Source organism: Xanthomonas sp. NCPPB 1068 (genome assembly GCF_041479385.2).
In the GTDB taxonomy this organism is placed as follows: Bacteria; Pseudomonadota; Gammaproteobacteria; order Xanthomonadales; family Xanthomonadaceae; genus Xanthomonas; species Xanthomonas cannabis.
In genome coordinates this window covers 551,069-576,617 of sequence record NZ_CM192986.1, presented here as the reverse complement: position 1 = coordinate 576,617, position 25,549 = coordinate 551,069, and the positions used below count along the sequence as shown (strand labels likewise).

At 66.3% G+C, this 25,549-nt stretch carries 26 protein-coding genes and 2 tRNA genes; 7 read left to right on the top strand and 21 right to left on the bottom strand.

Translation table 11 applies throughout. From position 1 onward, the window contains the following. Window positions 1-99 precede the first annotated feature (99 nt). The 5 genes from ACCQ12_RS02525 to ACCQ12_RS02505 form a co-directional block, all read right to left on the bottom strand. Window positions 100-993, bottom strand: a complete 894-nt coding sequence (locus ACCQ12_RS02525) for a cobalamin biosynthesis protein (RefSeq protein WP_039408063.1) — start codon at window positions 991-993, stop codon at window positions 100-102. A 139-nt stretch (window positions 994-1,132) separates the two neighbouring features. Then, window positions 1,133-2,032: an NAD(+) diphosphatase gene (gene nudC / locus ACCQ12_RS02520; RefSeq protein WP_228335117.1), complete on the bottom strand. Its 900-nt coding sequence runs from the start codon at window positions 2,030-2,032 to the stop codon at window positions 1,133-1,135. Window positions 2,033-2,353: 321 nt separating this feature from the next. Further along, window positions 2,354-2,740: an iron-sulfur cluster insertion protein ErpA gene (gene erpA / locus ACCQ12_RS02515; protein WP_039408059.1), complete on the bottom strand. Its 387-nt coding sequence runs from the start codon at window positions 2,738-2,740 to the stop codon at window positions 2,354-2,356. 80 nt (window positions 2,741-2,820) lie between these two features. Then, window positions 2,821-3,273 carry a bactofilin family protein gene (locus ACCQ12_RS02510; RefSeq protein WP_372382851.1) on the bottom strand — a complete coding sequence of 151 codons (453 nt, stop codon included), beginning with the start codon at window positions 3,271-3,273 and terminating at the stop codon, window positions 2,821-2,823. 3 nt (window positions 3,274-3,276) lie between these two features. Next, window positions 3,277-4,014, bottom strand: coding sequence for a DUF6776 family protein (locus ACCQ12_RS02505; RefSeq protein WP_372382850.1), 738 nt, complete (start codon window positions 4,012-4,014; stop codon window positions 3,277-3,279). Window positions 4,015-4,142: 128 nt separating this feature from the next. On the opposite strand from ACCQ12_RS02505, the gene ACCQ12_RS02500 reads away from it, so the two are divergent. The 3 genes from ACCQ12_RS02500 to ACCQ12_RS02490 are packed head-to-tail and all read left to right on the top strand — an operon-like array spanning window position 4,143 to window position 9,076. Next, a complete protein-coding gene (locus ACCQ12_RS02500) occupies window positions 4,143-4,769 on the top strand; it encodes a DUF4126 domain-containing protein (RefSeq protein ID WP_372382849.1) in 627 nt (208 codons plus the stop codon). A 38-nt stretch (window positions 4,770-4,807) separates the two neighbouring features. Next, window positions 4,808-6,772: an EAL domain-containing protein gene (locus ACCQ12_RS02495; RefSeq protein WP_372382848.1), complete on the top strand. Its 1,965-nt coding sequence runs from the start codon at window positions 4,808-4,810 to the stop codon at window positions 6,770-6,772. 39 nt (window positions 6,773-6,811) lie between these two features. Next, complete coding sequence (locus ACCQ12_RS02490) at window positions 6,812-9,076, top strand: ATP-binding protein (protein ID WP_372383535.1); 2,265 nt, start codon at window positions 6,812-6,814, stop codon at window positions 9,074-9,076. A 488-nt stretch (window positions 9,077-9,564) separates the two neighbouring features. Here the strand turns inward: ACCQ12_RS02490 and bfr are convergent, their stop codons facing one another. From bfr to ACCQ12_RS02475, 3 genes are all read right to left on the bottom strand, one after another. After that, window positions 9,565-10,035, bottom strand: coding sequence for a bacterioferritin (gene bfr, locus ACCQ12_RS02485; protein ID WP_039408039.1), 471 nt, complete (start codon window positions 10,033-10,035; stop codon window positions 9,565-9,567). A 372-nt stretch (window positions 10,036-10,407) separates the two neighbouring features. Beyond that, window positions 10,408-10,617, bottom strand: a complete 210-nt coding sequence (locus tag ACCQ12_RS02480; protein ID WP_039408037.1) for a (2Fe-2S)-binding protein — start codon at window positions 10,615-10,617, stop codon at window positions 10,408-10,410. 80 nt (window positions 10,618-10,697) lie between these two features. Next, a complete protein-coding gene (locus ACCQ12_RS02475) occupies window positions 10,698-11,315 on the bottom strand; it encodes an RNA pyrophosphohydrolase (RefSeq protein ID WP_047693410.1) in 618 nt (205 codons plus the stop codon). A gap of 118 nt (window positions 11,316-11,433) precedes the next feature. On the opposite strand from ACCQ12_RS02475, the gene ACCQ12_RS02470 reads away from it, so the two are divergent. Then, window positions 11,434-11,510, top strand: a tRNA-Met gene (locus ACCQ12_RS02470). Between the two features lie 52 nt (window positions 11,511-11,562). Beyond that, window positions 11,563-11,637: transfer RNA gene (locus ACCQ12_RS02465), tRNA-Gln, on the top strand. Between the two features lie 438 nt (window positions 11,638-12,075). On the opposite strand, the gene rpsI is transcribed toward ACCQ12_RS02465, so the two are convergent. Together rpsI and rplM are read right to left on the bottom strand one after the other, a co-directional pair. Then, window positions 12,076-12,468, bottom strand: coding sequence for a 30S ribosomal protein S9 (gene rpsI / locus ACCQ12_RS02460; protein ID WP_005990700.1), 393 nt, complete (start codon window positions 12,466-12,468; stop codon window positions 12,076-12,078). A 2-nt stretch (window positions 12,469-12,470) separates the two neighbouring features. After that, the gene (rplM, locus tag ACCQ12_RS02455) at window positions 12,471-12,899 is read right to left on the bottom strand and encodes a 50S ribosomal protein L13 (RefSeq protein ID WP_003483082.1); all 429 of its coding nucleotides are present in this window, start codon (window positions 12,897-12,899) and stop codon (window positions 12,471-12,473) included. A 182-nt stretch (window positions 12,900-13,081) separates the two neighbouring features. On the opposite strand from rplM, the gene coq7 reads away from it, so the two are divergent. Next, a complete protein-coding gene (coq7, locus tag ACCQ12_RS02450; RefSeq protein ID WP_166743689.1) occupies window positions 13,082-13,735 on the top strand; it encodes a 2-polyprenyl-3-methyl-6-methoxy-1,4-benzoquinone monooxygenase in 654 nt (217 codons plus the stop codon). Window positions 13,736-13,793: 58 nt separating this feature from the next. Here the strand turns inward: coq7 and ACCQ12_RS02445 are convergent, their stop codons facing one another. Both ACCQ12_RS02445 and speD read right to left on the bottom strand, forming a co-directional pair. After that, window positions 13,794-14,108 carry a DMT family transporter gene (locus tag ACCQ12_RS02445; protein WP_039413262.1) on the bottom strand — a complete coding sequence of 105 codons (315 nt, stop codon included), beginning with the start codon at window positions 14,106-14,108 and terminating at the stop codon, window positions 13,794-13,796. Between the two features lie 161 nt (window positions 14,109-14,269). Beyond that, window positions 14,270-15,064 (bottom strand): adenosylmethionine decarboxylase, encoded by a 795-nt coding sequence (gene speD / locus ACCQ12_RS02440; RefSeq protein ID WP_005990692.1) that lies wholly within the window; start codon window positions 15,062-15,064, stop codon window positions 14,270-14,272. A gap of 137 nt (window positions 15,065-15,201) precedes the next feature. On the opposite strand from speD, the gene crp reads away from it, so the two are divergent. Further along, window positions 15,202-15,894, top strand: coding sequence for a cAMP-activated global transcriptional regulator CRP (gene crp, locus ACCQ12_RS02435; protein ID WP_029218612.1), 693 nt, complete (start codon window positions 15,202-15,204; stop codon window positions 15,892-15,894). Window positions 15,895-16,284: 390 nt separating this feature from the next. On the opposite strand, the gene ACCQ12_RS02430 is transcribed toward crp, so the two are convergent. The 9 genes from ACCQ12_RS02430 to yegS all read right to left on the bottom strand — a co-directional run bounded on the left by ACCQ12_RS02430 (window position 16,285) and on the right by yegS (window position 25,416). Continuing rightward, window positions 16,285-17,001: a haloacid dehalogenase-like hydrolase gene (locus ACCQ12_RS02430; RefSeq protein ID WP_047693412.1), complete on the bottom strand. Its 717-nt coding sequence runs from the start codon at window positions 16,999-17,001 to the stop codon at window positions 16,285-16,287. Continuing rightward, complete coding sequence (trpC, locus tag ACCQ12_RS02425; RefSeq protein ID WP_047693413.1) at window positions 16,994-17,791, bottom strand: indole-3-glycerol phosphate synthase TrpC; 798 nt, start codon at window positions 17,789-17,791, stop codon at window positions 16,994-16,996. The genes ACCQ12_RS02430 and trpC overlap by 8 nt, the downstream gene beginning before the upstream one ends. A gap of 141 nt (window positions 17,792-17,932) precedes the next feature. Next, window positions 17,933-18,970 carry an anthranilate phosphoribosyltransferase gene (gene trpD / locus ACCQ12_RS02420; protein ID WP_047693415.1) on the bottom strand — a complete coding sequence of 346 codons (1,038 nt, stop codon included), beginning with the start codon at window positions 18,968-18,970 and terminating at the stop codon, window positions 17,933-17,935. A 122-nt stretch (window positions 18,971-19,092) separates the two neighbouring features. After that, window positions 19,093-19,725 (bottom strand): flavin reductase family protein, encoded by a 633-nt coding sequence (locus tag ACCQ12_RS02415; RefSeq protein ID WP_372382847.1) that lies wholly within the window; start codon window positions 19,723-19,725, stop codon window positions 19,093-19,095. A gap of 190 nt (window positions 19,726-19,915) precedes the next feature. After that, window positions 19,916-20,494: an anthranilate synthase component II gene (locus ACCQ12_RS02410; protein WP_039413282.1), complete on the bottom strand. Its 579-nt coding sequence runs from the start codon at window positions 20,492-20,494 to the stop codon at window positions 19,916-19,918. Window positions 20,495-20,504: 10 nt separating this feature from the next. Next, window positions 20,505-21,287, bottom strand: coding sequence for an SIMPL domain-containing protein (locus ACCQ12_RS02405; RefSeq protein ID WP_372382846.1), 783 nt, complete (start codon window positions 21,285-21,287; stop codon window positions 20,505-20,507). 18 nt (window positions 21,288-21,305) lie between these two features. Further along, on the bottom strand, window positions 21,306-22,382 hold the full coding sequence (locus tag ACCQ12_RS02400) for a threonine aldolase family protein (protein ID WP_372382845.1): 1,077 nt from the start codon (window positions 22,380-22,382) through the stop codon (window positions 21,306-21,308). Beyond that, entirely contained in the window at window positions 22,382-23,857 is a 1,476-nt protein-coding gene (gene trpE, locus ACCQ12_RS02395; protein WP_372382844.1) for an anthranilate synthase component I, read from the bottom strand. The genes ACCQ12_RS02400 and trpE overlap by 1 nt, the downstream gene beginning before the upstream one ends. Before the next feature lie 629 nt (window positions 23,858-24,486). After that, on the bottom strand, window positions 24,487-25,416 hold the full coding sequence (gene yegS / locus ACCQ12_RS02390; protein ID WP_039412760.1) for a lipid kinase YegS: 930 nt from the start codon (window positions 25,414-25,416) through the stop codon (window positions 24,487-24,489). Window positions 25,417-25,549: the final 133 nt, after the last annotated feature.

Here is a 25,549-nt window from a genome sequence, read left to right as displayed (position 1 = left end):
GGAAGCCGGCTCTTGGTGACGTCGATGGCGATGGCGATGCCCTTGCGCTTTCCACCAGCGATGCCGCAGCTGGTTGACCGCCTCTCATCGGGCACGGCGTTACCGCACCCACCCGGCAATCACCAGCAACGCCAGCACCACCATCCACAGCAGCAGCACGCGCCAGACCAGGCTCATCGCATCGCGCACTTCCGGCAGGCGGCGCCATACCGGTACCAGGCCCGAGTCGGTGTAGTCGTGCGCTTCCTCGCGTAGCTCGGCGCTCACACTGGCACGCGCCACCGCACCCAGAAAATGCGGCTCCAACGTCCAGCGATTGCCATGCGCCTCGCGCCATGCGCGAAACACGGTGTCGAAGTTGCCCACCAATGCCATCGACACGGTGATCAACTGCGCCACCGGCCATTCCAGCGCCGCCAGCAGCCAGCGCGCGCCAGCCAGATTGCGTGGCGGCAGCAACACCGACAGCGGGCTTTCCACCGCCAGTGCGGTCAGCCGGTACAGCACCGCGCCGAATGGCCCCAGCAGCAGAAACCACAGCAGCACCGCAAACCAGCGACGCAGTCCGTTGATCACCACCGCCTCCACCAGCGACGGCGCGTCTTCGTGCACGCTGCCACCGGCCGCCTGCAGGTGCGAAATGGCCTCGCGTCGCGCGCCGGGCTCGTCGGCATCGATCACCGCTTCCACATCGCGATCCAGATCGCGCGGGCCCCAGGTCCAGGCCAGCACCGCCACCCCGAACACCAGCGACAGAAAGCCGTGCCATACATCGTCCAGCAGCCATTGCAGCAGCAGGACCACACACAACGCAGGCAGCAGCGCCAGCAGCACGCCGTAGCGGCCCTGCCAGGCGCCGCGGCCAGCGGCATGGCTGTCCAGCCGGCGTAGCCAATGGCCGAACCAGTCGAACCGTCGCAACCTGGCGACCTGCGCCGGCACCAGATGGCCCAGCGTGAGTGCAACGACAACGGCAACCAGGGTCGTGAACATGGGTGTCCCTCCTCAGCCGAGTCTAGCCGAGCGGGCGCAACCGCCGCGCAACGGGCAGGGCGGCCACGTACCACCCACCTGTGCCAGGCACCCATGGGCTGCGCCGCCCACCCGACGCGTGCGCGCGCCGCCGATGCACTCAACCATGGGTGCGATACCAGTGCTCGATCAGCGCACGGGCGATCGAGATGGCCGGCGGCAGGCCGATGCCCTCCTCGCCGCCCTGCCCGGCCAGCGCGGCGCCGATCTCGGCATGGCCGACCCAGCGTGCATCTTCCAGTTCGCCGGTCACCTGCGGCACTTCGCTGGCGTCGGCATGGGCGCTGAAGCCCAGCATCAGCGCGCCGGGAAACGGCCAGGGCTGCGCACCCTGGTAACTGCAGTGCCGGATCCGCACGCGGGTTTCTTCATGCACCTCGCGCGCCACGGTCTGCTCCAGCGATTCGCCCGGCTCGACGAAGCCGGCGATCACCGAATAACGGCGCGGCGCCCAGCTGGCCTGGCGGCCCAGCAGCAGGCGCGCACCGTCGCTGACCGCCACGATGATCGCCGGGTCCACGCGTGGATAGTGCTCGGTCTGGCACTGCGTGCAGTGTGCGATGAAGCCGGCGCGGCGGAACACGATCGCCCCGCCGCACACACCGCAAAAACGCGTGCGCGACTGCCAATGCAGCATTGCCCGCGCATACGCCACTGCGGTGGCGATCTCCGCCGGCCACTCGGCCGCCGCCTGGCGCAGATCCACCCGCTGCGGCGCCTTCAGGTCGAGCGGATCGGCCGACAGGCAGAACCAGCCCTCCTCCCCGCGCAGGCCCAGGAAGATCGCCGCCTCCGGACCATCGGCAAGCGCCGCGCCCTGCAGCACCAGCGGCTGCCCCTGTGCATCGGCCAGGGCAGTGCCCTTGGCATCGATCAACAGCACGCGGCCCTGCAGCCACAGCTGCGCCAGTGCGGCAGGATCGTCACGCAGCGCATCGCCGCGGTCGAGCGGCGCGTGGCTGAAGGCAAAACCGGACAACGGAAAAGTGGACTCTGACATCGGCGCAAGCCTGCCGATAATCGGCGACACCCGCAACCATGCAGCGCACGGTCGCCGGCCATCTCGCGGCGCGCGTTCAGACGGTGACCACCGCACCAGGCCGCGGGTCCGCGCAGCAGGTGCGCGGCCTCATCGCCATGACGTGCGCGCTACAGCCACGGCGTGAGCCACCGGCAAATCGACGGATGGTTCATGCCAGCGTGTGACTCGATATAGACGAACCCGCATGGCGTATCTGACCACGCCGGCGCCGCAGGTCCATGGCGGTGCCCTGACGCATCGCGCGCCGTCCTTGCAGCGGACGTTTCCGGCCAGCCGGCGTCAGACGCTGAAGCTGCTACCGCACCCGCAGGTGGTCTTGGCATTCGGGTTGCGGATCACGAACTGCGCGCCGGTCAGGCTTTCGGTGTAATCCACCTCGGCGCCCATCAGGTACTGCAGGCTCAGCGGATCGACCAGCAGCGTCACGCCATCGGTGGCCACGGCCAGATCGTCTTCGGCACGGTTCTCGTCGAACTCGAACCCGTACTGGAAGCCGGAACACCCGCCGCCTTCGATATACACGCGCAAGGCCAGGTCGGCATTGCCTTCTTCCTGGATCAGCTCGCGCACCTTGGCGGCGGCGGCTCCGGAAAAGTTCAGCGGCCGGTCGATGGACTGGTAGTCCGGCGCCGGGGCGGCGGTGGGAAGCGAAACGAGCGTACTCATGGCCCAAGCATGGGGGTCGGGCGGCCTTACTTCAAGCCGCTCCCGACAGCCAGCGCGCCGCGCTTCAGCCGCCCACCGGCTCAGGCCTCGGCGGTTTCGGCCTGCAAGGCCTTGGCCGGCTCGGCGCGGCTCGTGTCCGGGGCCGGCAATGCGGCGGTCACGCCCGCGGCGGCGGCCGCATGGATCAGGCGCCCGGTGAGCTGCGCACCGGCGCTCATTTCCACCACCTGGTAATGCACATTGCCCTGCACGCGCGCATTGGCAGCCAGTTCGACCCGCTCGGCCGCATGCACATCGCCGGTCAGCTGGCCGTTGATGATCACCACCGGTGCGCGCACCTCGCCCTCGATGCTGCCCTGATCGGCCACCGTCAAGGTGGCGCTGGCGCCGTCCTCGGCGATCACCTTGCCCAGGATGCGGCCTTCCACGTACAGGCCACCGCTGAACAGCACATCGCCGCGGATCACCACCTGCGGGCCGATCAAGGTGTCGACCACGGTCTGCGCACCACGGTTGGATTTGTTTCCGAACATGAGCTACTCCCCCGCGCCATTGCCGGCGACTTTCCAGTCGAATGTCTGAGTGACCGGCGCCCCATCGCCGCTCAGGGAGATTTTGACACGTTGCGGGGTGAAATCCTTCGGCAGGATGACGCTGCCATCGAGCTGCTGAAAATAGCGGAACGAGTAAGGCTGGCCGGCGGCATCAGGCGTCTGGTGCAACTCGTTCCAGCTCACCGTCACCAGCTTGCCGGCGCGCACGCCTTCCACCGCAAAGCGCAGCTGGCCCCGGCTGATCGCGCCGCGGTTGAGGTTCTGGGTCAGCACCACGCTGTAATTCCAGGTACCGCCGGCTTCGGCGGTGAACTGCACCGAATGCGCGTTGAGCCCCTTGCGCTGCGCCGTGGAGCCCACCAGCCGCTCGTAGAACGCCACATCGGCACGCAGCGCGGCAATCTGCTCGTCGCGCTCGGCCAGCGAGGCCTGCACTTCGGTATTGGCGGCCCGGCTGATCTTGTCCGACATCGCCAGGTTGACCTGGCGCTGCTGCAATTGCTCGATGGTGCGCCGCTGCTGGGCCTGGCTGCGCTGGGCCTGCTGCAGTGCCGCCTCGGCCTGGACCAGGCGCGGTGCCGCGGTGCGTGTGGCCATCCACCACACCCCGGCCAACGACGCCAGCCAGACCAGGGCCAGCACGATCCACAGCCAGCGGCCGGTCGCACGGCCACCGCCCGACTCCCGGTGGACGATCTGAACGCGTGCGGCTGGTCTCATGGGCATCGGGTCCGGACGGGCCGGCGCTGTGGTCGGCGGCGTAGTGTGCCAGAGCCTTGTCGACCGTCGCGCTGGCGCTGGAACGGCCGTTATCCGATAGTTCCGCATTGTCCGCAGGAAGCAACGCCATGAGCGAAGCCCATCTGTTCGTGATCGGCATCCTGCTGGCCTGGCTGGCCGGCATCCGCGTCTACCTCACCGTGTTCGGCGTCGGCCTGGCCGGGCTGCTCGGCTGGATCGAGTTGCCGCCTGCCCTGCATCCGGCGCAGTCGTGGTGGGTACTGGGCACCTCCGGCGCCTTGGCCGTGGCCGAATTCTTCGCCGACAAGATCCCGGGCGTGGACTCGGGCTGGGATCTGCTGCAGACCCTGGCGCGCGTGCCGGCCGGTGCATTTTTGGCCGCCGCCACGCTGTCCCCGGATGGCGATCTGGGCGCCGGCGCCCTGGCGGCCGGTGCCGGCGTGGCGCTGACCAGCCACACGCTCAAGGCCGGCACCCGCGCCCTGCTCAATACCTCGCCCGAACCGGCCAGCAACTGGGTCGCCTCGCTGGCCGAAGACACCATCGCCACCGCCGCCCTGGCGCTGGCCCTGGCGCACCCGTGGCTGGCACTGAGTGTTGCGGTGGGCTCCAGCGTGGTGGCCGCGCTGGTGGTGTGGTGGGTGTGGCGGCTGTTGTGGCGTGGCATGCGCCGGCTGGTGACGCCGGTGCGCGCTGCCAGCACGCCGGCTCCACGCCGCTCCCCGCTATCGTGAAGTTCATCGCATAATCATCGCGACTGTAGGGAGTATCGATGGCCGCCCGAGATCCGGTTCCTTTCACCACCCGTGACGACACCGCCACGCGTAATCGCCCGCTGCGCGCCGAGACACCGCCGGCCGACTACTGGCGCCGCTGGGCCGACGAGGCCGCCGGCGCGTCCGACGTTGCCGCGCCGGTGAGCGCCGCCATCATTCCCGCACCCATCCTCGCTGCCGCCCCCGGGCCTACGCCGGGGGCGGCGCCAGCGCGGGCGGTCAGCCAGGCCGGCCACTCGCCCATTGCAGCGGCGTCGTCCCCCACCGCGGCGATGGCTGGCGCCAGCCTCGACGGCGGCGACACCATCGCTGCCGACGCACCGTATCGGGTGCTGATCGTCGAAGACGACCGTTCGCAGGCCTTGTTCGCACAGAGCGTGCTGCATGGCGCCGGCATGCATGCGCAGGTGGAAATGACCGCTGCCAGCGTGCCGCAGGCGATCCAGGACTATCACCCGGATCTGATCCTGATGGATCTGCACATGCCCGAGCTGGACGGCATCCGCCTGACCACCCTGATCCGCCAGCAACCCGGCCAGCACCTGCTGCCGATCGTCTTTCTCACCGGCGACCCGGACCCGGAGCGTCAGTTCGAAGTGCTCGACAGCGGCGCCGACGACTTCCTGACCAAGCCGATCCGCCCGCGCCACCTGATTGCCGCGGTGTCCAACCGCATCCGTCGCGCACGCCAACAGGCGTTGCAGCAGGCCGGCGAACAGGTCAGCGTGCGCAGCAACCCGGAAACCGGTTTGCCCACGCGTGGCCACGTGATGCAGCTGCTTGCCGATGCGCTGGAGCGCAAGCAGTCCGGCGGGCTGTTCTTCATCGAGATCGCCAGTGCGCTCGGCCTGCGCGAGCGTTATGGCTATGCCGCCTACGAGCGCCTGATGACCCAGGCCGGCCATCGTCTGGCCACCGCCGCCCAGCCGTACCCGCTGGCGCGTCTGAACGACAACAGCTTCCTGTTGCTGGCCGTGGACATGGACGAAGCCGGCCTGGAGCAGCGCGCGCTGGAGATCCGCGAGCGCCTTTCCGCCAACGCCTTCCCGGTGCGCGAAGAAGAATCCGTGCACGTGCGCTGCGCCATCGGCGCGGCAGCGTTGAGCCTGGGCTTCGACGATACCGGCAGCGCGCTGGAAGCAGTGGAACGCACCGCCCTGCAGGCGCGCCTGCGCAGCGACGGCGTGCAGACCTATCTGGCCCCCAGCCAGGCCGAACAGCAGGAGCAACTGCGCCTGGTCGAAGGCCAGCTCGAGCTGGCCTATCAGCCGATCGTGGCCGTGGCCGGCGGCGACACCGCGCAATACCAGGTGCTGCTGCGGCTGCGCCAGGCCGATGGCACCCTGCTGTCGGCCGGCCAGGTGATTCCTGCCGCCGAAGCGGCCGGGCGCATTGCCGATCTGGACCAGCAGGTCATGGACCACGCGCTGGGTCTGCTCCACCTGTACCAGCACGCCAGCCCGCCGCTGCGCCTGTTCGTGTCGCAATCCCCGCGCACGCTGGCGCGCGACGCGTTTGCAGACTGGCTGCTCAAGGCGCTGGTGGAACGTGGCGTGGCCGGGCAATCGTTGATCGTGGACCTGCGCCTGGACGATGCCTTGATCCACGCCGTCACCGTGCAGCAGTTCTGCGCCAGGTTGATGCCGGCCGGCGTGCAGTTCTGCCTGAGCCAGTTCGAGCCCGGCGACGAAGCCAATGCGCTGCTGAGCCAGTTACCGCTGAGCTTCGTGCGCATGGCCAATCGCTTTGCCGATGCGCATGGCAATGCCGCGGTGCGTGACCAGTTGCGCGGCGTCATCGACATCGCCCACCAACGCGGCCTGCTGATCATCGGCCAACGCATCGAAGACCCGCAGGCAGCGGCCGCCATGTGGATGAGCGGCGTGGATTTCATCCAGGGCAACCTGGTGCAGACCGTCGGCAAGGAACTGGACTTCGACTTCACGAACGCGGTGCTCTGAGTGACGGCACAGGCAGGACGCCTTCGCGGCTGGAGCATCCTGGTTGCAGTCGCCGCACTCGCCGCCGCACTGGGCGCAGGCCTGCAATGGAGTGCCGTCCCGGGCCCGTGGCGCGCGCTGACCGCCGCCGCTGCCGCGCTGGCCGTGGTGTTTGCCGGTTGCGCGGCCGTGGCGGCCTATCGCAGCGTCCGCCTGCAGCAACTGCTGGCGCAGCGCCTGGAAGAAGCCGACCTTGCGCGCGAGCGGCTGCAGCAGGAACTGCAACGCCACGGCGAACTCGAACAGGAACTGCTCCGCGCCAAGCAGGCAGCCGAAGCCGCTGCGCTGGCCAAGGGCGAGTTCCTGGCCACCATGAGCCACGAAATCCGCACCCCGCTCAACGGCATCATTCCGATGCTGGAGCTGATCTCCAGCGGCCAGCTCAGCCTGGACCAGCGCGACATGCTGCAGACCGCCACCGGCAGCTCGCTGCAGCTGCTGCGCATCGTCGACGACATCCTCGATTACTCCAAGCTCGAAGCCAACAAACTCGAACTGGAAATCACCACCTTCAACCTGCGCGAGCTGCTCGACGGCGTCGTCCAGCTGCTGCAACGCACCGCCGAAAGCCGCCAGCTGCGCCTGGGGCTGGACATCGAGCCATCGGTGCGCCTGCTGGTCCGCGGCGACCCGATCCGCCTGCGCCAGGTGCTGGGCAACCTGATCGGCAATGCGATCAAGTTCACCGAGCGTGGCAGCATCGATATCCAGCTGCGCCGCCTGGGCGAAACCCGTGCCCAGCATCTGTTGCGCTTCCAGGTGCGCGACACCGGCATCGGCATCGCCCCGGACCAGCAGGCGCGCCTGTTCCGCTCCTTCGCCCAGGCCGACGCCTCCACCACCCGCCTGTACGGCGGCACCGGGCTGGGGCTGGCCATCTGCAAGCGCATCATCGACCTGATGGGCGGCCGCATCGGCGTGGAATCCGAGCCCGGGCGCGGCGCCACGTTCTGGTTCGAGATTCCCTTGCTCAAGGTCATCGGCGACCTGCAGCAGGCCACCGGCGCCGATGCCGCGCGGGTCATGGTGATCAGCTCCGATGCGCGCCTGACGCAGCGGCTCAAGCGCCTGCTCGACAGCTGGGGCGTGTCGCATGTGCTGATGGAAACCACCCAGGACGCGCTCGAACGCGTGCGCCGCCACAGCGACGGCGAAGGCTTCCGCTGCGTCATTGCCGACCACGACACCCTGCGCTACAGCGCGCGCGCCGTGCATCGCGCGCTGGCCCGCGCGCAGGACAGCAGCGGCTCGCAGCTGATCTGGCTCTACGGCGACGAGCCGGTGCCCGCCGAACTGCAGGACAACGCCACCCTGGTCCCGCGGCAGAGCCCGGACGAGCTGCTGCGCACGCTGGTGCTGCCACCGGAGCCCAAGCCTGTCCACGCACCGGCACTGACGTCGGCGATGATTCCCGAGCCGCTGGCGCCGCCCATGGCCAATGCGCGCGAGGTGCGCATCCTGCTGGTCGAGGACAACCCGGTGAACCTGCTGGTGGCGCAGAAGCTGCTGGCGGTTCTTGGCTTCGAGGCCGACACCGCCACCGACGGCGAAGCGGCACTGAGCCGCATGGAATCGACCCGTTACGACATGGTGTTCATGGACTGCCAGATGCCGGTACTGGACGGCTATGCCGCCACCCGCCGCTGGCGTGCAATGGAAACCGAAAGCGGCGGCCGCCCGATCCCGATCGTGGCGATGACCGCCAACGCCATGGCCGGCGACCGCGAACGCTGCCTGGCTGCCGGCATGGACGACTACCTCTCCAAGCCGGTCGCCCGCGAGCAGCTCGATGCCTGCCTGCAGCGCTGGCTGCCCCGTCAGCCGTTGCTCCCGGGCCCCAGCAGCGGTGCAGCGCCGGCCGATCCCGAAAGCGCCAGCGCCGGCGCCCAGGCCCGCGCGCTGCCGATCCTGGACAGCGGCGTCATCGACGAGCTGTACGAAGTGGCAGGCGCCGACACCATTACCATCCTGCAGCTGTTCCTGGACGACGCCCCGGGCATCATCGAACAGCTGGAAGCTGCGGCCGCCAACCGCGACAGCATGCAGCTGCGCGACCTGGCCCACACCCTCAAGTCGTCCAGCGCCAACGTCGGCGCCCTGACCGTGTCCAATGCGGCACGCCGCATCGAACTGGCCGCGCGTACCGGCACCATCGAACGGCCCTCGGTCATGGTCGCCCTGGTCATCGCCGAATACGCCCGCGCCCGCCTCGCCCTGCTGGGCCAGGTCGCCCGCCTGCAGGCCGCAACCCGCGCAGCCGGCTGACGATCGCCATCGTTACGGGATTCGGGATTCCGGATGTCTGACGTCTGACGTCAGTCAGATGTTGCCAGACGCTGGCAGCATGACTAAGCCCCTCTCCCGCCGGGAGAGGGGTTGGGGTGAGGGTACGGGGCAAAGCCACCCGCAATTCACACCCATCGCTATGCACGCAACGAGCTGCGCACCAACCCGCAACGCGAACCACGGCCAACAGCGCATCAAGTGACAAACACTCCGTCGCCCACGCACATTCCCGCCTGCGTGACCATCGCGACAACGCAACGAACAACAAAGAACGCGTCACACGATAAGGGTGCACCAAGTCCATTCCCACCGGAAGATGCATGAGGTGGAGCCACGCGCGAAGCATGCAATTCAGGCGCAAAGCCAGACGCCCGAAGCGAAACAACTACCAGCAGCCAACCGCTCTTACCCGGCCCAACTGCCCATCACCAACTCAGCGTCCTGCGCCCACCGGGCGCTCAGCGCGTTCAGTCATCCAGCTTGGTCAGCAGGTAGTTCGGCTCGCCGATACGCGCCACCAGATCCAGCTGGGTTTCCAGCCAATCGATGTGCTCTTCTTCGGACTCCAGGATATCCACCAGCAGCTGGCGGCTCACGTAATCACCGACGGTCTCCGCATACGCCACGGCTTCGCGCAGCACGACCACCGCCTCGCGCTCCAGCGTCAGGTCGCAGCGAAACATCTCGGTCGGGTTTTCGCCGATGCGCAGCTTGCCCAACGCCTGGAAATTCGGCAGTCCCTCGAGAAACAGGATGCGGTCGGACAGCTTGTCCGCATGCTTCATTTCATCGATGGATTCCTTGTACTCATGCTCGGCCAGTTCCTTCAGGCCCCAGTTCTTCAGCATCTTGGCGTGCAGAAAATACTGGTTGATCGCAGTGAGTTCGTTGTAGAGCACCTTGTTGAGGTACTCGATGACCTTGGTATCGCCCTTCATGCGATGTCTCCGAGACAGTGAGCCGGCCGCACTTTAACGCGTTGGCGCAAGGCATGAAGGAACGCGAATCGTGATCAGTTGCGTGATGCCCGCCAAGACCAACGAGGCCATCTCTAGGGGCGAGCGGGCTGCCCCCGGCAGTCATCGCAACGACCGCAGCGGAGCACTTGCCGATGCGCGAGCTGCGATCAACGCAAGCGCGACAACACCACACTGTAGTCAGAGACACTGACCAACGATGGAGCCCAGAGACCTCGTCTCTGGCTTGGGCAGAAGTCCGGACGCAGCGACCCGATAGCGCGGCTATGCGGTGAAGCGATCCACAGCGGGCCAGGAGACGCCACCACGACCGACCGCCGCGCAGCAGGTTCCCTAGGCAGCGCTCGCCAGCCCCACCAGCGGTAGCGGCAGCGCACGTGTTGCGTGCGCCTGGTGCAGCAGGTCGGCTGCCATGTCCAGGCACGAACCGCAGTTGGAGCCGCAGCCGGTTCGCATGGTTAGCTCGGCCAGGCTGGCGCAGCCGTTGTCGGCCGCTTCGCGGATCTGGTGGTCGGTGACCCCATTACAGATGCAGACGTACACGGTATCGGTCGGGTGCTTGCGATCCGGAGAGGACCGGCACCGATTGCACCGCAAACGAGAATAGGTGTCAATTCCAAACGTTAATCATTATTAATCCGTACTTGGCGAGGCCCGCCCCGCTTGCGTGGGCGTTTGCGCGGGCTGTCGTGACCGGCCGCGCTGCTGCCCGGCAACCATGCCTCCAGCGCACGCTCCGGCATGACCCCGACCGCAGCCGGCCCTGCCAGATTCTGCGCGAGCGGCGCCAGGTGGCGCAGCGCACGCGCATAGACCCCGCGCTTGAACATCACCACGTGCTCGACCGGGTACCAGAAATCCACCCAGCGCCAGTGGTCGAACTCCGGCGTGTCGGTATGGTCGAGCTTGAGATGGGATTCGTCGCCGGTGAACTGCAGCAGGAACCACACCTGCTTCTGCCCGATGCAGACCTGCCGCTCGTTGCGGCGCACCGCCCGGCTCGGCAGGCGATAGCGTAGCCAGCCGGGCGTGGCGCCGAGCAGTTCCACATGCTCAGGCAACAACCCGGTTTCTTCGCGCAACTCGCGGTACATGGCTTCGACGGGCGTCTCGTCGGTATTCATGCCGCCTTGCGGGAACTGCCAGCCGTCCCTGCGCACACGTCGTGCCCAGAACACCTGACCGTCCTTGCGCATCAGCACAATACCGACGTTTGGCCGGAAGCCGTCCGGATCGATCACGATGCGGACTCCTGAAAATCTACTGTCACCGACTCTGCCACGGCGACGCCCGGCTCACAAGCTGAAAACGAAATGCTTGACAACACGCGGATGCTTCGTGAGAATTGCCGGCTCCCTAGGCTATGTAGCTCAGCCGGTTAGAGCACAGCACTCATAATGCTGGGGTCGGTGGTTCGAGTCCACCCATAGCCACCAAGGTATCCAGGCCTGCCCAGGCATGCGATACTCTGGGACAACACGTTTTTATTGCCCCGTCGCCAAGCGGTAAGGCACCTGACTCTGACTCAGGCATTCGGTGGTTCGAATCCATCCGGGGCAGCCAGACACAGAAGGTCCGATCGAAAGATCGGGCCTTTTTTGTTGCCGCCATGACCCGGCTGGCCGTTCGCAGAGCAACGCGCCAACGGCGTAGCCACCTCTACCCAACCGATACCGGGACAGGCACTACGACGTCGCAAGCTGATCGCGCCCGTACGGGACGACCGTCACCGCCGTCGGCGCATTGATGCACCAAGCAGCCGCGACGCCGTCTGGCACTTCGGAAGCACGGCCGCACCGACCGACACACGCGCGCCATGCCGCCTCGCCTCCTCCTGCCGCGACTACTGCCGTGCCACGCCAATCGATCGGGCAGGCCCCTGCCTTGCCATTGCCCTAGGTGGGCGCGCGCTTAGGGATCGCCCAAAACGACAAAAGCCCGGCAATGCCGGGCTTTTGAAGCAGCGGCCCCGGGGAACCGGGGCGCAGCAAACGCGATGGATCAGCGCTTGGAGAACTGGGTCGCGCGACGTGCCTTGTGCAGACCGACCTTCTTACGCTCGACTTCACGGGCGTCGCGGGTCATGAAGCCAGCCTTGCGCAGCTCGGACTTCAGGGTTTCGTCGTACTCGACCAGCGCACGGGCGATGCCCAGACGGATCGCACCGGCCTGGCCGGTGGTGCCGCCGCCGGAGGCGGTGACTAGGATGTCGAAGCTCTCGGTGTTCTTGGTGAGCTCGAGCGGCTGACGCACGATCATGCGCGCCGTCTCACGGCCGAAGAACTCGTCCAGCGGACGGTCGTTGACGGTGATCTTGCCGGTGCCCTTGCGCAGGAACACGCGAGCGGTGGAGGACTTGCGGCGGCCAGTGCCGTAGTTTTGCGTGATAGCCATGATTAGATATCCAGAACTTGCGGCTGCTGGGCGGCGTGCGGATGCTCGGCACCCGAATAGACCTTGAGCTTGCGGTACATGGTGCGGCCCAGGGGGCCCTTCGGCAGCATGCCCTTGACGGCGATTTCGATCACGCGCTCCGGGTGGCGCTGCAGCGCCTGCTCCAGGCTCTCGGTCTTCAGGTTACCGATGTAGCCGGTGAAGCGGTGATACTTCTTGTCTTTCAGCTTGTTGCCCGTGACAACGATCTTCTCGGCGTTGATCACCACGAGGTAATCGCCGGTATCGACGTGAGGGGTATAAACCGGCTTGTGCTTGCCGCGCAGGCGGCGGGCCAGTTCGGTGGACAGACGGCCGAGCGTCTTGCCGGCGGCGTCAACGAGATACCAGTCGCGCTGGACGGTCTCGGACTTGGCGGTGAACGTAGTCATGAGAAAACTCTTGAGTGGTCGGGCGGATTGCAGCGGCCGAAGACCACTGGAACTTTGCCACGCGTTGTGAAGGCGAAACAGAAGAGGCGGGATTGTACGCGCCAGCCCACCGCGGCGCAAGCCGCCCCCACCGCGAGTGGCGGGCGGTTGGCAGCGGGTCGGCCGGGGGCCAGAATCCCTGCATGACCCAGACCACCCCTACCCGACTGCAAAGTCCGCTCGACCGGCTGCTGGTCGAAGCCCAGCGCGCGCTGGAGACCGTCTTCGGCAACCCGCCTGCCGAGCGCCCCAATCCCGCCGCCGACACCCCGGATACCGCCTTGTCACCCGACCAGCGCCGCCATGCCGCCGGCCTGATGCGCATCAACCACGTCGGCGAAGTCTGCGCCCAAGGCCTGTATTTCGGGCAGGCCGCGGTCGCCCGCGACGCACACACCCAGCACCATCTGCTGGAAGCCGCGCAGGAAGAAACCGACCACCTGTCCTGGTGTGCCGATCGCCTGCACGAGCTGGACAGCCGCCCCAGCCTGTTCAACCCGCTCTGGTATGCCGGCAGCTATGCTCTCGGCGCGCTGGCCGGGCTGCGCGGGGACGACTGGAGCCTGGGCTTCGTGGTCGAGACCGAACGCCAGGTGGAAGCCCACCTGGACGAACACCTGGAAACCCTGCCCGCAACCGACCAGCGCAGCCGCGCGATCCTGCGCGTGATGAAGATCGACGAAGCCCGCCATGCCGATCAGGCCGAGCAGGCCGGCGCACGCCTGTTGCCGCCCCCCATCCCCACCGCCATGGCGCTGGCGTCCAAGCTGATGAAGACGGTGGCCTACCGGCTCTAGCCGGGATTTGGGATTCGGGATTGGCGAACGTGGGGCGCCGGCCCGCGCAGCGGGCTGACTAACTGACCAACTTCAACCCGATCACGCCGGCGACGATCAGCCCGATGCAGGCCAGCCGTGACCATGAAGCGCTGTCGCCGAACAGTGCGATGCCGGCGATGGTCACGCCCAGCGCGCCGATGCCGGTCCAGATCGCGTAGCCGGTGCCTACCGGAATGGTCTTCAGGGCCTGGGTCAGCAACCACAGGCTGATGCCGGCCAGGCCGATGGTCAGCACGGTTGGCCACAGTCGGGTGAAGCCATCGCTGTACTTGAGCCCCATGGCGAAGCCGATTTCGAACACGCCGGCCAGAACGAGATAGATCCAAGGCATTGCAGTACTCCTCACAGAAAAAACGGACAAAAAAAAGCGACCCAGTGTGTGCACACTGGGCCGCCGTCGGCTGTGGAACGCGAGGTCATCGCGTGGCGGGCCGTCCCGCCTTGATTCGGTTGCACACCTGCGAACAGGCGCGCATCGGTCGTTCGCTGCGCTTACTCGCTCAGGTTACGCCCGTGGAACAGCTCTTCGATCTCGCGCTTGAGCAGCGTTTCGATCTTCATGCGCTCCTTGAACGAAAGGTTCTTGGCACGCTCTTCGAACAGGTACTGATCCAGATCGAAGTCTTTCAGGTGCATCTTGGTGTGGAAGATGTTTTCCTGATAGACGTTCACGTCGAACATCTCGTAACGCGACTTCACGTTCTTGGCCAGGAAGTGCTGGATCGAGTTGATCTTGTGATCGATGTAGTGCTTTTTGCCCTTCACGTCGCGCGTGAAGCCGCGGACGCGGTAGTCCATGATCACGATGTCCGATTCCAGACTCTCGATCAGGTAGTTCAGCGCCTTCAACGGCGAGATGACCCCGCACGTGGCGACGTCGATGTCGGCGCGGAAGGTGGCGATGCCTTCCTGCGGATGCGTTTCCGGATATGTATGGACCGTGATATGGCTCTTGTCCATATGAGCAACCACGGCATCGGAGATCAACTCCTTGCCGGCCTGCTTCTTGTCGATCACCGGCTCTTCGGAGATCAGGATCGTCACCGATGCGCCCTGCGGATCGTAGTCCTGGCGTGCGATATTGAGGATGTTGGCACCGATGATCTCGGCCACATCGGTCAGGATCTGCGTCAGGCGATCGGCGTCGTACTGCTCATCGATATACTCGATGTAGCGCTGACGCTCTTCTTCGGTACGCGCATAACAGACGTCGTAGATGTTGAAGCTCAGCGCCTTGGTGAGGTTGTTGAACCCCTGTAGCCTCAGGCGAGGCAACGGCTTGACCACGTCGGTCTGTCCTTATGGAAAGCGGGAAAGGAGTCAATTATGAGCCAAAGATCCCAGCAACGAAATGCCGATGTTGAGAATGGTTTACCTTGCATGACTCATGCCGTTAAGCTTCGGGAATTACACGCGGAACTACCATGAGCCCAGGAAACACGACGGTTGTGACTACGACGGTACGTAACGCTACCCCTTCCCTGGCGCTGGACGCGGGCACCATCGAGCGTTTTCTGGCGCACAGCCACCGCAGGCGCTATCCGACCCGGACCGATGTGTTCCGGCCAGGAGACCCGGCCGGCACCCTCTACTACGTCATCAGCGGCTCGGTGAGCATCATTGCCGAGGAAGATGACGATCGTGAGTTGGTGCTGGGCTACTTCGGGAGCGGCGAGTTCGTCGGCGAGATGGGGTTGTTCATCGAATCCGATACCCGCGAAGTGATCCTGCGTACCCGCACCCAGTGCGAGTTGGCGGAGATCAGCTACGAGCGCCTGCAGCAGCTGTTCCAGACCAGCCTGTCGCCGGATGCACCGCGCATCCTGTACGCCCTGGGTGTTCAGCTTTCAAAACGGCTGCTCGACACCACAAGGAAAGCCAGCCGCCTGGCCTTCCTGGACGTGACCGACCGCATCGTGCGCACCCTGCACGATCTGTCCAAGGAGCCCGAGGCGATGAGCCACCCGCAGGGCACCCAGCTGCGCGTGTCGCGGCAGGAGCTGGCACGCCTGGTCGGTTGCTCGCGCGAAATGGCCGGTCGGGTGCTCAAGAAGCTGCAGGCCGACGGCCTGTTGCATGCACGCGGCAAGACCGTCGTGCTGTACGGCACGCGCTAAGACACCGCCAGCGATCCACGGTCGGTGCGGAGGTCGCACCGACCGTTGTTTCCAGAACGGCAAACCGGGCTGATGCAATCCAGGCTGTAGCGGGCTGATGCTTGCGGCCCTCCACGCCGCTGCGCGGAGCTCGTGTCGAGTTGGTGCGCAGTGCGTACGTTGCGCGTGGTGAGTGGTGCAGGTCCAATGCAGTCGGTGCAGCGCCGTGTGCTTGTGCTGGTGGCTACGCTTTGGCCAGCACCGCGGTGGCTCTGACTGTCGCCACGACACGCTGGCGCTAGTGCTTGCGTCTGCTCAGTGCTTGCGCCTGTGCCTGACGCCGTGCTGCACGGCTTGGGCTTGCGGGCCCTCGGATGTGCACGCGCCCCGCTGTATAGAAACAAGCGGGCCTTAGAGCGCCTTGCCGCCGCGGTCGCGGCAACCCCAGTTGAGGATCGGCGTGCCGGCAGGCAGCACCTGGCGGAACAACGCTTCGCGATTGGCCTTGGGATTGACCACCACCGGGGCGCGGGCCGCCTTCAATAGCGGCAGGTCTGCGGTGCTGTCGGAATAGGCGATGGCAATGTCGGCGTAGCCGCGCTCGCGCAACATGCGCATCTTCTCTTCGTTGTGGCAGTGCCGCCGCGCGGTGACCGCACCCAGGCGCGGGCCGACCAGGCTGCCGATCACCGGTACATCCTGGTGGGCGACAAAGCCGAGAATGGCGCGCGCAAGCTCGGGCGGGGCCCCCGTGGCGACCACCACGCGGTCACCGGCGGCGCGGTGGTCGGTGAACACCTTCAAGGCGTGGGGCAGCAGGCGCTGCCGGATCTGCGCTTCATGCTTGAGCACATAGGCGTCGATGAACCGGTTGAACTCGCGCGCGCGGTGCAGGCCGAACGTGGCGATCCAGACGTAGCCGGACACGCCGCGCCGACGGGTGGGCAACATCGCCACCATCGGCCCCAGAATGGGCGATGCCAGCAACGCCACCAGCAGGCGCAACGGGTTGCGCTTGATCAGCCAGGCAAACAGATGGCTGCCGGAATCGCCGTCGTACAACGTGTGGTCGAAGTCGAAGACCACCAGCGGTGCATCGTCGCGCGGTGCGGGAAACGACTCAGTCATGCGCGAAGAATAGCTGACGCAGCGACTCGCCGGGTTCGGGCGCGCGCATGAAGGTCTCGCCGACCAGAAACGCGTTCACGCCGTGGCTGCGCATCAGCTGCACGTCGGCATGGGTGACGATGCCGCTCTCGGTGACCAGGACGCGGTCGCGTGGTACCGCGGCGCGCATGTCCAGGGTGGTCTGCAGCGAAACCTCGAAGGTGCGCAGGTTGCGGTTGTTGATGCCGATCAACGGCACCGGCACCTGCACCGCGCGCTCGAGCTCGTCGATGTCGTGCACTTCCACCAGCACGTCCAGCCCCAGTTGCATGGCCAGACCGGACAGGTCGGCCAGCTGCGCATCCTCCAGTGCCGAGACGATCAGCAGGATGCAGTCGGCCCCCAGCACGCGCGCCTCGTAGACCTGGTACGGGTCGACGGTGAAATCCTTGCGCAACACCGGCAGCGTGCAGGCCTCGCGCGCCTGGCGCAGGTAGGCATCGGCGCCCTGGAAGAAATCCACGTCGGTCAGCACCGACAGGCAGCTGGCGCCACCGAATTCGTAGCTGACCGCGATGTCGGCCGGGTGGAAGTCCGGGCGGATCACGCCCTTGGACGGGCTGGCCTTTTTCACCTCGGCGATCACCGCCGGGTCGCCAGCGGCGATGCTGGCCTGCATGGCGGCGGCAAAACCGCGCGTGGACGGCAGATCCGCGCTGCGCGCGACCAGTTCTGCCAATGGCACGCGCGCGCTGCGCTCGGCCACTTCGTCGGCCTTGCGGGCAAGGATGGTGTTGAGGATGTCGCTCATCGTATCGGGTCCTGGCGGGCGGGCATTATCGGTCAAGACGGCGACACCGCACCGTCGCTGCGCACCCACCTGCGCAGCATGCCAGCGCACTGGTGAGGATGCCGCGGTGTGATGGCCGGCGCAGTGCTGGCAGGTGCATGGTCAGGCCGATGCGGCGATCTGGCGGGTGAAGGCGACATAGCCGTCCAGCCGCGCGCGTGCCGAGCCATCGGCCAGCACCGCGCGGGCGCGCACGACGCCGTCTGCGATGCTCTCGGCCACGCCGGCCACGTACAGCGCAGCGCCGGCGTTGAGCGCGACGATGTCCAGGGCCGGGCCGGGCACGTTGTCCAGCACCTGCAGCAGCATCGTGCGCGATTGCGCGGCATCGGCCACCTTGAGGTTGCGGCTGGCCGACATGGCGATGCCGAAGTCTTCCGGGTGCACTTCGTACTCGCGTACCTGGCCATCGCGCAGTTCGCCCACCAAGGTGCCGGCGCCGAGCGAAAGCTCGTCCATGCCATCGCGGCCCCACACCACCAGTGCGCGCTCGGCGCCCAGTTCCTGCAGCACACGCGCCTGGATGCCGACCAGATCCGGGTGGAACACGCCCATCAGGATGTTGGGCGAACCGGCGGGGTTGGTCAGCGGGCCGAGGATGTTGAAGATGGTGCGCACGCCCATTTCGCGACGCACCGGCGCCACCACCTTCATGGCCGGGTGATGCACCGGCGCATACATGAAGCCGATACCGGTGTGCGCCAGCGAGGCCGCCACCTGCTCGGGTTGGAGCTCGATCACCGCGCCCAGCGCTTCCAGCGCATCGGCACTGCCGGACTTGGACGACACGCTGCGGTTGCCATGCTTGGCCACCTTCGCGCCACCGGCCGCAGCCACGAACATCGCGCAGGTGGAAATATTGAAGGTGTGCGAGCCATCGCCGCCGGTACCGACGATATCGACCATGTGCTGGCGATCGCTCACCTCTACGCGGCGCGAGAACTCGCGCATCACGGTGGCGGCGCCGGCGATCTCGCCGATGGTTTCCTTCTTGACCCGCAGCCCGGTGAGGATGGCGGCGACCATCATGTCCGACACCTCGCCACGCATGATCTGCCGCATCAGCTCGACCATTTCGTCGTGGAAGATTTCGCGGTGTTCGATGGTGCGCTGCAGGGCTTCTTGCGGTGTGATGGGCATGGGAACAACCGTGGCAGAACGTGATGGGTGGCTACGCAGGCGACGTGCGCCGCGCTCGATCAGTGTGGGAACGCGCGCAAGCTAGCAGATGTACCAGGGCGAAGCGGCTGCACCTGTGGCGATCATTGGCCTGGACGCTTCATGCGAAAGCGCGCTTGCGGCTGCACTTCGTAGTAATCGGCCGGCCCGCCTGCGCGCAGAATCGTCTGCACCGCGGCCGGGTCGTAGATGCCCTCGTGCAGTGCCGACGCAGCCAGATGCACGCCGACGACCTCGCCCAGCACCAACCAGGTCTCGACGGCGCGGCCGGTGGCGGTCTGCAGCGGCAGCAGCTGGCTGAGCCGGCATTCGAAGCTCACCGGGCTGGCGGCAACCCGTGGCGCAGCGATCAGGCGTGATGGCGCCATCTGCAGGCCGGCAAGATCGAATTCGTCGACATCGGAGGGCACCATCGCCGCGCTGGCGTTCATTGCTTCGGCCAGCGGGCGGGTCGCCAGATTCCAGGTGAATTCGCCAGTGGCCTCGATATTGCGCAGGCTGTCCTTGCGACCGATGCTGGCAAAGCCGACGATCGGCGGCGTGTAGTTGAAGGCATTGAAAAAGCTGTACGGCGCCAGATTGGCAATGCCCTCGACGCTGCGCGAGCCGATCCAGCCGATCGGGCGCGGGCCGACGATGGCATTGAACGGATCGTGTGGCAGACCGTGGCCCTGGGTCGGCTCATAGAAATGGACGTTGTCGTCGGGCTGATTCATCGTGAAGCGATCTCTGGTGACTGCGACGCGCGCAGGCATTACTGGGTGGGAAAAGCGCTGGTTGCATGCATCGGCGAGGCCGTCCGCGAGCGGCGGCCTAGCGTCTCGTAGACAGCCGCGCTCCCCACTGGTGCGTGGATGCCGATGCAAGCTGCGCCAATGACGGCCATGTGCGCGAGGACCATCGCGATCAACGCTGCAGAAAGTTTTTCAGCAGCGCATGACCGTGCTGGGTCAGGATCGACTCGGGGTGGAACTGCACGCCTTCCACCGGAAACTGGCGATGGCGCAGGCCCATGATCTCTTCCACCGAGCCATCCGGATTTTCGGTCCAGGCGGTGACTTCCAGCGCATCCGGCAGAGTGGTCTTGTCCACCACCAGCGAGTGATAGCGCGTGGCCTCGTAGCTGTCCGGCAGGCCGGCGAACACGCCCTTGCCTTCGTGGCGAATCGGCGAGGTCTTGCCGTGCATGATGTTGCCCGCACGGATCACATCGCCGCCATACACCTGACCGATGCTCTGGTGGCCCAGACACACGCCCAGGATCGGCGTGGTCTGCCCCAGCTGTTCGATCAGCTGCAGCGAAATGCCGGCCTCGTTCGGCGTGCACGGACCGGGCGAGATCACGATGCGCTCGGGCCTCAGCGCGGCGATCTGGTCGACGCTCATCGCATCGTTGCGCACCACCGTGACCTCGGCGCCCAGCGCCTGCAGGTACTGCACGAGGTTGTAGGTGAAGCTGTCGTAGTTATCGAGCATCAGCAGCATGGCAAAGGACTCATTGCGCGATCAGGAAGACCGCATAGATGTTTTCGGTATAGGTGATGGTGCCGGTCAGCAGACTTTCGCCAATACCCTGTGCACCCGCGCCTGGAGCGGGCGGCGGCGGTGGGGCCGGTGGAGATGGCGGAGACACCATTGAGCCCGGCCTTGGCGCGTTGGGGGCCGACCAGGTGCCTGCTTCGACGCCGTAGGCGAAGCTGGGGGCGACATCGGAAATGCTGTAGATCCCACCAAGGCGCACGCCATAGGCGGCGGCGAGCCCTTGGGCCGATTCGCGCGACTGAGTGGCAGCTTCACGCTTGAGCTCAGCGCGCAATGCGGCGGCATCACCGTAGGTGGTCTGCATCGACAGCACCTGCACGGACTCAGTGGCGTCCAAGCCGCCGAGAAAGGCACGTACATCCTTCAACGAGGTAAAGGTGCCGCGGATCCTGCGCTCTACCCTGGTCCCTTCGAAGACGGACTTGCCTGCCTCGTAACGCGATTGCGGGGCAATCGTCAGCGCGGATGCATAAAGCGAATCTTTGAGTACGTGATTTCGCTGCAATCCATCCAGAACAACCCGTGCACGGTCTTCAACGAACTTGCGTGCCAGATCGGGCTGCGGATCGGTCTTGCTGACCTTGAGGTCAATGATGAAGCGATCCGGATCCACCGTGCGGAACGCCTGACCTTTCACCAGCAAATGCGGCTGCGATGGCAAGGTATTGATCTGCGCTGCGCCCACGGCGGGCAGGATCAGGGCAGCGGCAAGCGTCCAAGCGATGATCTTTTTCATTGTCGTCTTCCTTGATGTCTAGTCATGGCCCTGCACGGCAGGACCCTGCAGAAGAGCTGCCACATCCGCACATAGGCGATCCACCGCTTCGGGCGTGGTGGCCCACGACGTGACGAAGCGGATCACATGACTGCCGTCGGCGCGCACTTCCCAGCGCTCGAAGTCGTAGCGTTGTGCCAACTGCGCAGCGTGTTGCGCGCCGACGGCGATGAACTGTTGATTGGTTGGCGAGTCACTGGTGAAGTGCGCGCCGGCCGCGAGCAGGCCGGCACGTAGGCGCTGCGCCATGGCGTTGGCGTGCGCGGCCAGTTCGAAGAACAAGCCGTCTTCGAACAACGCTGCGAATTGCGAACCGAGCACCATACCCTTGGCCAGCAATGCACCACGCTGTTTGATCAGGTAACGCAGATCGGCCTGCAATGCGGGATTGACGATGACCAGTGCTTCGCCGAGCAGCGCGCCATTCTTGGTGCCGCCGATGTAGAACGCATCGGTCAGTGCGGCAATGGTGGGCAGATCCAGATCGTTGCCGTCGGCAGTCAGCGCGGCACCCAGGCGCGCGCCGTCCAGGTACAGCAGCAGATCGTTTGCGCGGCAGAACCGCGACAGGGCGTCGAGTTCGGCATGCGTGTAGATGGTGCCGCTTTCGGTGCTGTCGGAAATATAGACCAGGCGCGGCTGCACCATGTGCTCGTTGCTGTGCACCTCCAGCACCGGCTGGATCAATGCCGGGGTCAACTTGTCGTGCGGCGCGGGCACGGTGAGTACCTTATGGCCGGTGGCTTCGATGGCGCCGGTTTCGTGCGTGGCGATGTGCCCGGCCTCCACTGCAATCACCGCCTGGTGCGGGCGCAGGAACGCGCTGATCGCAATCAGGTTGGTCTGCGTGCCACCGACCAGCAGATGCACATCCGCGTGCGGTTGCGCGACGGCGGTGCGTATCAACCCTGCAGCACGTGCGCTCAGCCGGTCGGTGCCGTAACCGGCATGCTGCTCGGCGCTGGCCTGCGCCACCGCCTGCAGCAGACGCGGATGCGCGCCTTCGCTGTAGTCGTTGCGGAAACTGATGCGCGCTCCACTACCCTGCCCGTCCATCACAGGCCCTTGGCCGCCTGGGCGACTGCGCGGAACAGTGCGCGGCCCTTGTTCATCGTCTCCTGCCATTCCAGGTCCGGGTCGGAGTCGTAGACCACCCCGCCGCCGGCCTGCACATACAGATAGCCGTCCTGGATCACCGCGGTGCGGATGGCAATGGCGGTATCGGCATCGCCGTGCCAGCCGATGTAACCGACCGCGCCGGAGTACACGTTGCGCTTGACCGGCTCCAGCTCGCGGATGATTTCCAGCGCACGGATCTTCGGCGCGCCGCTGACGGTGCCGGCCGGGAACGTGGCGCGCAGCACGTCGCTGTAATTCAGGCCGGCCTTGAGCGTGCCGGTGACCTCGCTGACGATATGCATGACGTGGCTATAGCGTTCGATCACGAACTGCTCGCCCACCTTGACCGTGCCCGGTTCGGCGACGCGACCCACATCATTGCGGCCCAGATCGATCAGCATCACGTGCTCGGCGCGCTCTTTGGGGTCGGCCAGCAATTCGGCTTCCAGTGCCTTATCCAGCTCCGGCGTAGCACCGCGCGGGCGAGTGCCGGCGATCGGGCGCACGGTCACCACGCCATCGCGCAGGCGCGCCAGGATTTCCGGCGAGGAGCCGACCACCTGGGTGCCACCGACGTCGAGAAAATACATGTACGGCGAGGGATTCAACGCACGCAGCGCGCGATACACATCCACCGGGCGCGCGCGGAACGGCACGCGCAGCCGCTGCGACGGCACCACCTGGAAGATGTCGCCGGCGCGCACGTATTCCTGCGCCTTGCGCACCACCGCGTGGTACTCCTCGCGGGTAAACGAGGAATGGAAATCCGCTTCGTCGATGGCATCGGAAATCTGCGCCTGCGGATAGCCGGCGCCGCCCTGACGCAGGCGATGTGCCAGTTCGTCCAGACGCCGGTTGGCGCGCACATAGGCCTGCGGCTGGCGCGGGTCGGCGTGCACGATCAGGTACAGCCGGCCCTTGAGGTTGTCGAACACCGCCAGCTCTTCGGAGAGCATCAGCAGGATGTCGGGCGTGCCGAGTTCGTCGGGTTTGTCGCCGCTGCCAAGGCGCGGCTCGATGTACTGGATGCACTCGAAACCGAACCAGCCCACCAGCCCGCCGGTGAAACCGGGCAGGCCATCGAGTTGCGGCACCGAATGCTCGGCGCGCAAGGCATCGACTTCGGCCAGCGGGTCGGCGACCTCACGGGTCTCGATGACTTCGCCGTGCTCGCTGACTTCCAGCGTGTGGCCGCGGAAGCTGTACACGCGCCGCGCCGGCAGGCCGATGATGGAGTAGCGCCCGAAGCGCTCACCGCCTTCGACCGATTCGAACAGGTAGGTGTAGGCGCCGTCGGCGAGTTTGAGATAGACCGAGAGCGGCGTGTCCAGGTCGGACAGCACTTCGCGGACAACGGGGATACGGGTGTGACCTTCAGCGGCCTGGCGCTGGAACTGCTCTGCAGTGATCAAGACGACTTTCCTTCCGGGACTCTGTGGCGGGGCGGACGACGGCAACGGGCCACCATCGCCACCAGCGGCGAGCGGAAGAGAAGGAGCGTGGGGTCGTCAGGCGGGACACGCGGGTACTGTAGCGCAAGTGTCGGCCCAGGGCAGCAGGCCGGGGCCAAAGGGGTGCGAATTGCGAAGGCGGGCCGGGGTTGGTTGGGCTTGCGCATTGGCTGATGTCGGACACGGGCAGCGCGCGTCGGGATGTGGGTGTGGTGCGCTGTAGGAGCGGTTTTGCTTTGGAGCATGGGTCGTGGCGGCGGCGCCAATGTCGGCGCAGGGACCCTCACCCCAACCCCTCTCCCGGCGGGAGAGGGGCTCAGGGCCGCGTGCTGGTCGTTGCTGCGCTTGTGACGCAGCCACTTCGCGTATGTCGTCGTTGCTCAGCTTGTAACGCAGCGATTCGCTTCTGCCGGAGGTGATTGATTTGAATGCGACTGCCCAAAGACAGCGGGCCTTGATCGTCGAGATGGCATGGCGCTACCCGTTCGCGCGCACGCATCGACCGGGCGACCGCACATCAGCGCAGGCCGATCACGCTCTTCCGATTCCCGATTCCCGATTCCCGATTCCCGATTCCCGATTCCCGGCACTCAACCCCCGACCAACGGACAGTCGGCAGGCAAATGCATCCGCAACCGCGCCGGGACGCAGGCGATGCGGAAATGCAGCGAAGTTTCCGGCTCGCCGTCCAGGTTCAGGGTCAGCGGTTGGTGGGACGCGATCTCCAGCCACGGCACGCGGGCGCGCACGGCCACCCGTTCCAGGGCCGCCTGCTTGCCGCCGGTGACCAGGGTGCCGAGGGTGGCGGCCACTTCGCCGTTGAGGGCTGGGACGATGGTGACATCCAGCAGGCCGTCGTCGATCAAGGCCTCCGGGCACAGCGCCTGGCCGCCGCCGGCCTGGCGCCCGTTGCCCAGGCCCAGCGCGATGAATTCGCCGTCCCACTCAAAGTCGGGGCCGCTGAAGCGGGCGCTGATCGGGTCGATCCGGCCCAGTCGCGACATGCCGGTGATCAGATAGGCCAGCCCGCCGAGCATCTTCTTCAGGCCTTCGTCGGTTTCCACGGTGACCTGGGTGCCGAAGCCGCCGCTGGCGACGTTGGCGCACCAGTGCGGGCCGTGCGCGGTGTCCAGGCGCAGCAGGTCGATCGCCTGTGCCGGGCGCTCGGCGATCAGGCTGAGCGCCTCGAAGGGTTCGATAGGAATCATGGCCGCCGTGGCGAAGTCGTTGGCGGTGCCCAGGGGCACCAGGCCCAGCGATGGCAGGGTGGCCGCGTCGGCGTCGTGATGCGCCAGGGCAGCAGCCACTTCGCTGAGCGTGCCATCGCCACCGGCGGCGATCACCGTCTGCACGCCATCGGCCACGGCCTCGGCGACGTAGCGCTCGGCATCACCGTCTTCCCAGGTGACCCGGACCTCGAGCTGCAGACCGCGCTTGCGCAGCGTTCCCACCGCCTCACGCAGGTCCAGATTGTCGGTGGACTTGCCGTTGAGGATCAGACGCCAGTGGGACGGGGCCATGCGCGCTGCCGATGCTGTAAGGGTGATTGGCGCAGGCTAGCAGCGCGCCACTCGGGGGATCGTGAATACGTGCTGTCGCCCGGCTGTCATTGCCATGTCATGGCTGACCCGGAGGATGGAAGGCCATAGCAGG

Bases quoted from the DNA above. Each gene is read 5' to 3' on its own strand.
- ACCQ12_RS02400 (WP_372382845.1), bottom strand. From the start codon at position 22,382: ATGGACGGGCAGGGTAGTGGAGCGCGCATCAGTTTCCGCAACGACTAC.
- coq7 (WP_166743689.1), top strand. From the start codon at position 13,082: ATGACCCAGACCACCCCTACCCGACTGCAAAGTCCGCTCGACCGGCTG.
- ACCQ12_RS02415 (WP_372382847.1), bottom strand. From the start codon at position 19,725: ATGAATCAGCCCGACGACAACGTCCATTTCTATGAGCCGACCCAGGGC.
- rplM (WP_003483082.1), bottom strand. From the start codon at position 12,899: ATGACTACGTTCACCGCCAAGTCCGAGACCGTCCAGCGCGACTGGTAT.
- bfr (WP_039408039.1), bottom strand. From the start codon at position 10,035: ATGAAGGGCGATACCAAGGTCATCGAGTACCTCAACAAGGTGCTCTAC.
- yegS (WP_039412760.1), bottom strand. From the start codon at position 25,416: ATGGCCCCGTCCCACTGGCGTCTGATCCTCAACGGCAAGTCCACCGAC.
- rpsI (WP_005990700.1), bottom strand. From the start codon at position 12,468: ATGGCTATCACGCAAAACTACGGCACTGGCCGCCGCAAGTCCTCCACC.
- ACCQ12_RS02505 (WP_372382850.1), bottom strand. From the start codon at position 4,014: ATGAGACCAGCCGCACGCGTTCAGATCGTCCACCGGGAGTCGGGCGGT.
- ACCQ12_RS02410 (WP_039413282.1), bottom strand. From the start codon at position 20,494: ATGCTGCTGATGCTCGATAACTACGACAGCTTCACCTACAACCTCGTG.
- ACCQ12_RS02405 (WP_372382846.1), bottom strand. From the start codon at position 21,287: ATGAAAAAGATCATCGCTTGGACGCTTGCCGCTGCCCTGATCCTGCCC.
- trpC (WP_047693413.1), bottom strand. From the start codon at position 17,791: ATGAGCGACATCCTCAACACCATCCTTGCCCGCAAGGCCGACGAAGTG.
- ACCQ12_RS02495 (WP_372382848.1), top strand. From the start codon at position 4,808: ATGGCCGCCCGAGATCCGGTTCCTTTCACCACCCGTGACGACACCGCC.
- ACCQ12_RS02445 (WP_039413262.1), bottom strand. From the start codon at position 14,108: ATGCCTTGGATCTATCTCGTTCTGGCCGGCGTGTTCGAAATCGGCTTC.
- crp (WP_029218612.1), top strand. From the start codon at position 15,202: ATGAGCCCAGGAAACACGACGGTTGTGACTACGACGGTACGTAACGCT.
- ACCQ12_RS02500 (WP_372382849.1), top strand. From the start codon at position 4,143: ATGAGCGAAGCCCATCTGTTCGTGATCGGCATCCTGCTGGCCTGGCTG.
- ACCQ12_RS02510 (WP_372382851.1), bottom strand. From the start codon at position 3,273: ATGTTCGGAAACAAATCCAACCGTGGTGCGCAGACCGTGGTCGACACC.
- ACCQ12_RS02430 (WP_047693412.1), bottom strand. From the start codon at position 17,001: ATGACTGAGTCGTTTCCCGCACCGCGCGACGATGCACCGCTGGTGGTC.
- nudC (WP_228335117.1), bottom strand. From the start codon at position 2,032: ATGTCAGAGTCCACTTTTCCGTTGTCCGGTTTTGCCTTCAGCCACGCG.
- erpA (WP_039408059.1), bottom strand. From the start codon at position 2,740: ATGAGTACGCTCGTTTCGCTTCCCACCGCCGCCCCGGCGCCGGACTAC.
- ACCQ12_RS02525 (WP_039408063.1), bottom strand. From the start codon at position 993: ATGTTCACGACCCTGGTTGCCGTTGTCGTTGCACTCACGCTGGGCCAT.
- trpD (WP_047693415.1), bottom strand. From the start codon at position 18,970: ATGCCCATCACACCGCAAGAAGCCCTGCAGCGCACCATCGAACACCGC.